Origin of the sequence: Halorubrum sp. CBA1125 (assembly GCF_009742825.1) — an archaeon.
In the GTDB taxonomy this organism is placed as follows: Archaea; Halobacteriota; Halobacteria; order Halobacteriales; family Haloferacaceae; genus Halorubrum.
This window is the reverse complement of record NZ_WPCE01000153.1, coordinates 1-7047: the sequence shown is the minus strand read 5'-3', so window position 1 is coordinate 7047 and position 7047 is coordinate 1. Positions and strand designations below refer to the sequence as shown.

Here is a 7047-nt window from a genome sequence, read left to right as displayed (position 1 = left end):
GAGATCGTCGGCGTCGGGAAGGCCGGCAAGCCCTGACACGGATGGACGGGGTCGACGACGACCTGGTCGTCGGGACCAGCACGGACACCGTCCCGGCCGACGGGCTGATCGCCACCCCGGGCGCGTTCGACATCCACGTCCACTTCAACAGCAAGGAGCTGTTCGAACACGCCCTCGCCAGCGGGATCACGACGATGTTCGGCGGCGGCTACGGCGGCGGAGCGACGACCTGTACGCCGGGGCCGGAGAACGTCCACCGGTTCCTCCAGGCCGCAGAGGAGTGGCCGATGAACGTCGGCTTCTACGCGAAGGGCAACAGCAGCCGCCCGGAGCCGCTCGTCGAGCAGATCGAAGCCGGCGCGACCGGACTCAAGCTGCACGAGGACTGGGGATCGACGCCCGCCGTCATCGACACCGCGCTCGACGTCGCCGACGCGGAGGACGTGCAGGTGTGTATCCACACCGATACCCTCAACGAGTCCGGCTTCGTCGAGGACACCTTCGACGCGATCGACGGGCGGACGATCCACACCTTCCACATCGAGGGGGCCGGCGGCGGCCACGCCCCGGACGTGTTAGAGCTGATCGCTCACGAACACATGCTGCCCTCGTCGACGAACCCCTCGATGCCGTACACGGTCAACACCTTCGACGAGCACCTCGACATGGTGATGGTCTGTCACCACCTCAACCCGGACGTCCCGGAGGACGTGGCGTTCGCGGAGTCGCGCATCCGCTCGGAGACCATCGCCGCCGAGGACGTGCTCCACGACACCGGCGCGATCAGCATGATGACCTCCGACTCCCAGGCGATGGGGCGGATGGCCGAGGTGATCTGCCGGACGTGGCAGACGGCCCACAAGATGAAGGCCCAGCGCGGGCCGCTGCCGGCCGACGAGGGGACCGGCGCCGACAACGCGCGGATTCGACGCTACGTCGCGAAGTACACGATCAACCCCGCGAGGGTCGCGGGCATCGACGAGTACGTCGGGTCGCTGGAGCCGGGCAAGATGGCCGACGTGGTGCTGTGGGAGCCCGAGTTCTTCGGTATCAAGCCGAAGTACGTGATCAAGGGCGGCTTCCCGGTCCACAGCGAGATGGGCGAGGCGAACGGTTCGCTGATGACCTGCGAACCCGTGATGCAGCGGTCTCGCGCCGGCGCGGTCGGCAAGGCGAAGCACGCCCTGAGCACGACGTTCGTCAGCAAGGCGGCCTACGAGAACGACGTCGGCGAGGAGCTGGGGTTGGACTCGACGGTCCGGCCGGTCGAGGGGACCCGCGACGTCGGCAAGTCGGACATGCTGCACAACGACTACTCGCCGGACGACATCGAGATCGACGCCCAGACGTTCGAGGTCGAAGTCGACGGCGAGCACGTCACCTGCGAGCCGGCCGAGGAGGTCCCGCTCGCACAGCGGTACACGCTGTGACGCGCTCACCCGAGGACAACGAATGAGACACCCACCAAAGGACAACGAATGAAACTCTCACCCAAGGACAACGAACGGCTGACGATATTCATGGCCGCGGAGCTGGCCAGACGACGAAGAGACCGCGGGCTCGAACTCAACCACCCGGAGACGGTCGCGTACATCTCCGACTGGGTCTGCGAGCGCGCGCGCGAGGGGATGGACGTCGCCGAGATCCGCGCGGAGGCGACGAGCCTCCTGTCGCGGGAGGACGTGATGGACGGCGTCCCGGAGATGGTCGACATGGTGCAGGTCGAACCGACGTTCCCCGACGGCACGAAGCTCGTGACGGTCCACGACCCGATCCGGAGCGACAGCCGGGAGCAGCTGGAATAATGGGGCACCGAGACGTCGCCACCGTCGGCCTCGGCGGCCCCGTCGGCTCGGGGAAGACCGCGCTCGTCCAACAAATCGTTCCGCGGCTCGACGACGCCGGCTACGAGGTCGGCGTCATCGCAAACGACATCATGACACAGGAGGACGCCGACCGCCTGCGGGAGTCGTTCGCCGACCGGATCCCGCCGGAGCTGGTCGCGGGCGTCGAGACCGGCGCGTGTCCGCACACGGGGATCCGGGAGGACCCCTCGATGAACCTCGCGAAGGTCGACGAGTTCACCGAGCGGGAACCCGACCTCGACGTGGTGTTGATCGAGTCCGGCGGCGACAACCTCGCCGCGACGTTCAACCCGGAACTCGCCGACTACTTCGTGTTCGTCATCTCGGTCGCCGAGGGCGACGACATCCCGCGGAAGCGCGGTCCCGGGGTCACGCAGGCCGACCTCCTCGTCGTCAACAAGACGGACCTCGCGCCGCACGTCGACGCCGACCTCGACGTGATCCGGGAGGACGCGGCCGCGGTCCGGGGCGAGGACCCGACGGCGTTCACGAACTGCAAGGCCCCGGAGGGAGTCGACGACGTGGTCGACGCGATCGAACGGAGCGTTCTGTTCGCGTGAGCGCCGACCGACACGGCGACGGCGCCGACGGCGACGACGACAACGAGAGCGGCGAGGACGGCGACGACGACCTCCACGTCGGCATCCCGCCCGCGTTCCGCGAGTACGGCGGTCAAGCTCTCCAACAGTCTCCGGCGTTCGGGCACGGCAAAGACGGGGTCGCCGACCTCGTGGTTGCCCGCGAGGGCGACAACCCCACCCGGCTGCTGTCGGACTTCGTGAAGGTGCCGTACCACCTGACTGGAACGCTCGACGGCGACCCCGCGCCGGGGCTGACGACGATCTGTCTGCAGGACCCGACCGGCGTCGTCACCCAGGGTGACCGCCGGCGCCTCTCGGTCGAGGCTCGCGCCGGCGCGCGCGCTCACGTGACGACACAGAGCGCGACGAAGGTCCAGTCTATGAACGCCAGCTACGCCCACCTGGACGCCACGCTCGTCGCCGAGTCGGGAGCGTATCTCGAATACCTCCCGGGGCCGACCATACTCAACGCGGACGCCCGGTGTCTCCAGACGACCGCCGTCGAGCTGGCGCCGGACGCGACCGCGGTCGTCGGCGACGTGTTCGTCCCGAACGGGCTCACCGACCACGAGCCGTTCGGGTTCGACCACTACCACGGCCGAGTGGAGGCGCGAGTCGACGGCTCGCTCGTCTGTGCGGACGCCGTCGACCTCCGGCCCGACGAGCGCGACCCGCGGGACCCGGCGACGGTCGGGGAATACGGCGTCGTCGGGACGCTCTACGTCTTCGCACCTGACGCGGCGGACGTAGACGCACTGGCCGATCGGATCCACGCTCGGATCGCCGGCGCTGACGAGAGCGCAGACGCCGGCGGCACCGGAGATGTCGAAGATGTCGAAGACGCCGAAGACGCCGAAGCCACCGGAGACTCTGGAGAAGCCGTACCGCCGACCGGCGTCACGGCCGGCGCGTCCGTGCTGCGCGAGGACGCCGGGGTCGCCGTGCGCGTCCTCGGCGACCGGGCGGCCGACGTGACCGCCGCCGTCGAGGCGGCGTGGGACGAGACGCGGCGGGCGCTGCTCGTCGTCGGCGCCCCGCTGGAGGGTCGCGGCCGATGAGACGCGTCGACGGGATCGTCGGGAACGTCGACGGGGATCCGGAACTCGCGGCGGCGATCGCGGCCCACGAGCGCGAGGGCACGCTCGAACGCGTCCGGCTGGACGACACTGACCGGAAGCGGTCGCGCTCCGCGTGACGACGGAGGCGGGGACCGAACTCGGCGTGGTCGTCGACCGCCCCGAACTGGCCGCCGGCGACGTGCTGGTGTTGGAGCCGGAGGTGGCCGTGGTGGTCGCCTTCGAGCCGCGCGAGGCGTTCGTCATCGACCTCCCGGCGGGGGAGGAGACGGCGTCCGCCGCCGGGACCACCGTGGCCGCGGCGGTCGAACTCGGCCACCGGATCGGCAACCAGCACTGGGACGTCGCGGTCGAGGACGGCGCCGTCTACGTCCCGGTCGAGGCCGACCGATCGATAATCGAGGACGTGCTCGGACCGTACCTCCCGGCCGGCGCGACGACCCGGTACGAGACCGTCGCCGCGGAGCGGTTCGTCGAGGAACGCGACGCGGCGGCCGGGCACGGACACGACGACCAGCACGAACACGACGACCAGCACGAACACGGTGAGCGCGCACACGGCGATCACGAGGATCACACGCGCGAGGACCACACGCACGAGGACCACGAACACCGCGACACGGAGGAGCGATGACGTCGTCAGACGCGCTGTTGACGGCACTTCGGCTCTCTGACTCGATGCTGCCGGTCGGGACCTACACGGCCTCCTACGGCATCGAACAGTACCTCAACGAGGACGCGGTCGAGACCGCTGACGAGCTGGGGGACCTCGTCGCGGGGTACCTCCGCGGCGTGATCGGCCCCGCCGAGATCGTCGCGCTCGGGGTCGCCCACCGGTCGGCCGCCGCCGGCGACCTCGACGGGATCCGCGCGGCAGACGAGCGGCTCGGCGCGGCGACGCTCCCGGCGGAGTTCCGCGACAGTTCGACGAAGGCCGGCGGGAAGCTGCTCGACCTCCTGGGGGAGATCGACGAGGGACCGCTCGCCGAGGCGACCGTCGGGGGGGTCCTCGCCGACTACGCGGCGGCCCGCGAGGCGGGGCGCGCAGACGGGCACTTCCCGGTCGTCCTCGGCGTCGTCTGCCAGCGAGCCGGGCTCGGGAGCCGAGAGGCGGCGCTGGTGAGCGCGTACGCCTCGGTGACCGGGTTGCTCGGGGCCGCACAGCGGCTCGGCCGGTTCGGCCACACGGCGATCCAGTCGCAGCTGTCCGCGCTGTTCCCCGTGATCGAGGCGGTCTGTGACCGATACCACGACGCCGACCTCGACGCGCTGTGCTCGTTCGCGCCGCTGACCGACGTGATGGGGATGGCCCACGAGCGGGCCGACCGGCGGCTGTTCATGAGCTGATACCGTCGCGGGCGGGGGTTCGACCGCGCGGGCTGGGCTACAGGACGTCGCCGATACGCACCGGTTCGCCGTCGAACTCCGGGTCCTCGGCGACGATCTGCAACACCTCGTGGTCGGTGACGTCGCGGTACGTCTTCCCGGTGGCCTCCTCGATCAGCTCCTTGTCCAGTTCGAACTCGGTCCCCTCGTAGACGACGTCGACCCCGCGGTCGGTGAACGTCAGATCGGTACTCATGGTCGCCGGTAGTCGTCGCCCGAATAAAAGGGAGTCGTCGGCGTCTGGGTGCCGCGCGGCGGACACCCGAAACGCGGCGAAAAACCGGGCGAATGCGACGGACTACTCCTCGTCGTCGCGCATCTCGTCGAGCCGCCCGACGAGGTCGTCGGTGGAGGCGTCGCCCTCGATGGAGACGTCGCCGTCGTGGTCGTGCTCGTGGACGTTCACGGCGCCGTCGTCGTCGGTGTCCACGTCCTGGTCCTGTTGTTCGCTCTCGTCGTACGATCCGAATCCCATACGCCTCCCTTCGCTCCCGGAGTGAAAAGCGCCGCGGCCCGGCCGCGTTCCGCGTGGGAGTGACACGCGTCCGCCCCGCCCGTCGTGCCCGTCGACCCGGCCTCGGGTCCGCCCGGGCGCGTCCGACGCGCGTCCGACGCCCCGCACGGTTTATACGTCCGCGGGGAGTGCTCCCGGTGTGTCGCTGCGCGGTGACGGTCCCATCGACGAACTCGCGGTCCCGTCAGGGACGACCGTCGAGGAGCACGACCTCGTCACCGACGGGGACGTGCTCGTCGGCGGCCAGTCCACGGTGGAGTTCGGGCTCCGCGGGCGCAACGTCGCGGTCGGCGAACGGGTGAGCGTCGAAAACGACATCGAGGCCGACGGCGACTGCCGGCTCGACACCTGGTGTACCGTCGACGGCAACGTGCTCGTCGGGGAGGACGCGTACCTCGGCGAGCGGGTGACCGTCACCGGCCAGCTGATGGTCTCCGGCGACCTCGACATCGGCGACGACGTGACGATAGAGGAGGGGTTCGAGGCGAACGGGTGGATCGTCATCCGGAACCCCGTCCCCGCGCTGGTCTTCTACTTCATCGTCCTCTCACAGCTCCTCCGGGTCGGCGAGACCGACGCCGCCGACGAACTCGCGGCCGCGCTCGCCGACGGCGACGACGTCCGCGAGCCGCTCTTGATCCCGCGAGGCGCCGAGATCTCAGACGACGCGTGGCGCGTCTCGACGCCGGCGACGGTCGGCGACGACTGTCGGATCCACGGGAACATCCGCGCCGAGTCGATCCGGACCGGCGAGCGAAACGAGGTGTTCGGCTCGCTCCGCGCCCGCGAGGAGATAACCGTCGGCGAGGACACCGTCATCCACGGCGACGTCACCACCCGCGGCGGGACGGTCACCGTCGCGGCCGGCGCGCAGGTGCGCGGCGACGTCGCGGCCGGCGACCTCGTGATCCACGATGGCGCGTCGATCGACGGTACCCTCCGCGCCCGCGGCGAGATGAAGCTCGTCCAGCGGACGGACGAGGAGAACGTGGGAGAAGAAACCGCAGACGCCCCGGAAGCGGAGTCCGAAGGCGACGCGGAGACGGAAGGGGAAGACGACACGGAATCCGAGACAGCCGGACCAGACGCGGCCGCCGACGCAGGCGAGTCCGAGGCCGACGAAAGCGACGCGGGCGAACGTGCCGCCGGTGACGCCGAGAGCGACGGTTCCGAGAGCGACGAGACGCGGGGATCCGAAGCGGAGCCGACCGAGCCCGACGCGGGAGCGACGTAGCCGCTACTCGCTCGCGTTCGGGTCGACGAACACGTTCTCGTGGAGCGACTCGCAGACGACGTCGGCGAGCGTTCGGAGGTTCTCGGCGTCCTCGCGGTTGTACGAGACCAGCGTGTCGAGCGCGTCGTCGTCGCCGCGCTCGTACTCGCGCCACAGGCGGACGGCGTCCCGCCCCGAGATGTCCGGCCGGTCGCGCTCGACGCCGATCTCGCGTTCGATGGGCTTCAGGCCGCCAGACAGCCCGAGCCGCCGGCAGGGATACATGAGGTCGAGGTGCGGCGTGTCGACCTCGATCCCGAACGACGTCTCCAGGAAGGGCACGTCGAACCGGGCGCCGTTGAACGTCGCCAGCAGGCTGGCGTCCGCGAACCGCTCGCGGAGCCGGTCGGCG

General features: G+C 70.3%; 10 protein-coding genes and 1 pseudogene. 8 read left to right on the top strand and 3 right to left on the bottom strand.

Translation table 11 applies throughout. From position 1 onward, the window contains the following. The 7 genes and pseudogenes from ureC to GJ633_RS12370 form a co-directional block, all read left to right on the top strand. Window positions 1–1430: pseudogene (gene ureC, locus GJ633_RS12400) on the top strand (urease subunit alpha); the annotation flags it as partial. A 48-nt stretch (window positions 1431–1478) separates the two neighbouring features. Continuing rightward, the gene (locus GJ633_RS12395) at window positions 1479–1805 is read left to right on the top strand and encodes an urease subunit gamma (protein WP_156589079.1); all 327 of its coding nucleotides are present in this window, start codon (window positions 1479–1481) and stop codon (window positions 1803–1805) included. Next, window positions 1805–2425 (top strand): urease accessory protein UreG, encoded by a 621-nt coding sequence (ureG, locus tag GJ633_RS12390; RefSeq protein ID WP_156589078.1) that lies wholly within the window; start codon window positions 1805–1807, stop codon window positions 2423–2425. Before GJ633_RS12395 ends, ureG begins: the two co-directional genes overlap by 1 nt. 83 nt (window positions 2426–2508) lie before the next feature. Continuing rightward, window positions 2509–3504: an urease accessory protein UreD gene (locus GJ633_RS12385; RefSeq protein ID WP_394351154.1), complete on the top strand. Its 996-nt coding sequence runs from the start codon at window positions 2509–2511 to the stop codon at window positions 3502–3504. After that, entirely contained in the window at window positions 3501–3641 is a 141-nt protein-coding gene (locus GJ633_RS12380) for a hypothetical protein (protein ID WP_156589077.1), read from the top strand. The genes GJ633_RS12385 and GJ633_RS12380 overlap by 4 nt, the downstream gene beginning before the upstream one ends. After that, entirely contained in the window at window positions 3638–4156 is a 519-nt protein-coding gene (locus GJ633_RS12375; protein WP_197431330.1) for an urease accessory protein UreE, read from the top strand. The genes GJ633_RS12380 and GJ633_RS12375 overlap by 4 nt, the downstream gene beginning before the upstream one ends. After that, a complete protein-coding gene (locus GJ633_RS12370) occupies window positions 4153–4869 on the top strand; it encodes an urease accessory protein UreF (RefSeq protein ID WP_156589076.1) in 717 nt (238 codons plus the stop codon). The genes GJ633_RS12375 and GJ633_RS12370 overlap by 4 nt, the downstream gene beginning before the upstream one ends. Window positions 4870–4906: 37 nt before the next feature. Here the strand turns inward: GJ633_RS12370 and GJ633_RS12365 are convergent, their stop codons facing one another. Together GJ633_RS12365 and GJ633_RS12360 are read right to left on the bottom strand one after the other, a co-directional pair. Beyond that, entirely contained in the window at window positions 4907–5104 is a 198-nt protein-coding gene (locus GJ633_RS12365; protein WP_156589075.1) for a DUF5800 family protein, read from the bottom strand. A gap of 102 nt (window positions 5105–5206) precedes the next feature. After that, complete coding sequence (locus tag GJ633_RS12360) at window positions 5207–5383, bottom strand: DUF5786 family protein (protein ID WP_156589074.1); 177 nt, start codon at window positions 5381–5383, stop codon at window positions 5207–5209. Between the two features lie 178 nt (window positions 5384–5561). On the opposite strand from GJ633_RS12360, the gene GJ633_RS12355 reads away from it, so the two are divergent. Then, window positions 5562–6656 carry a polymer-forming cytoskeletal protein gene (locus tag GJ633_RS12355; RefSeq protein ID WP_321169064.1) on the top strand — a complete coding sequence of 365 codons (1095 nt, stop codon included), beginning with the start codon at window positions 5562–5564 and terminating at the stop codon, window positions 6654–6656. Between the two features lie 3 nt (window positions 6657–6659). Here GJ633_RS12355 and GJ633_RS12350 read toward each other — a convergent pair. Beyond that, window positions 6660–7047, bottom strand: a 388-nt coding sequence (locus GJ633_RS12350) for a ribonuclease H-like domain-containing protein (protein ID WP_197431329.1), incomplete at its 5' end; no start/stop codon positions are given.

Coding starts and splice junctions, on each gene's coding strand:
- ureG (WP_156589078.1), top strand. CDS start 1,805: ATGGGGCACCGAGACGTCGCCACCGTCGGCCTCGGCGGCCCCGTCGGC.
- GJ633_RS12365 (WP_156589075.1), bottom strand. CDS start 5,104: ATGAGTACCGATCTGACGTTCACCGACCGCGGGGTCGACGTCGTCTAC.
- GJ633_RS12360 (WP_156589074.1), bottom strand. CDS start 5,383: ATGGGATTCGGATCGTACGACGAGAGCGAACAACAGGACCAGGACGTG.
- GJ633_RS12370 (WP_156589076.1), top strand. CDS start 4,153: ATGACGTCGTCAGACGCGCTGTTGACGGCACTTCGGCTCTCTGACTCG.
- GJ633_RS12380 (WP_156589077.1), top strand. CDS start 3,501: ATGAGACGCGTCGACGGGATCGTCGGGAACGTCGACGGGGATCCGGAA.
- GJ633_RS12395 (WP_156589079.1), top strand. CDS start 1,479: ATGAAACTCTCACCCAAGGACAACGAACGGCTGACGATATTCATGGCC.